Source organism: Priestia sp. SIMBA_032 (assembly GCF_046535215.1).
Taxonomy (GTDB): domain Bacteria; phylum Bacillota; class Bacilli; order Bacillales; family Bacillaceae_H; genus Priestia; species Priestia aryabhattai.
This window is the reverse complement of record NZ_JAWRXD010001749.1, coordinates 1-218: the sequence shown is the minus strand read 5'-3', so window position 1 is coordinate 218 and position 218 is coordinate 1. Positions and strand designations below refer to the sequence as shown.

The window sequence follows — 218 nt, the reverse complement described above, 5'->3', positions numbered from 1 at the left end:
AAGTATAATAGTCATAGAGAATTAAAAGATACCGGTAAAGGACTGACAAACTCTATGACAAATAGAAGAAAAACAACGTTAGAAGAACGCATTCAAATTGTGAATTACTGTCTACAACATCGGAAAAACTATCAGCTCGCGGCCGAAAGCTATGAGGTTTCTTATCAACAGGTATATCAATGGGTGAAGAAGTTTGAAGCGCACGGTGAAGAAGCCTT

At 37.6% G+C, this 218-nt stretch carries 1 protein-coding gene; it reads left to right on the top strand.

From position 1 onward, the window contains the following. A partial coding sequence (locus tag SB717_RS40200; protein WP_410908990.1) for a helix-turn-helix domain-containing protein occupies nt 1-218 on the top strand: 218 nt, incomplete at both ends.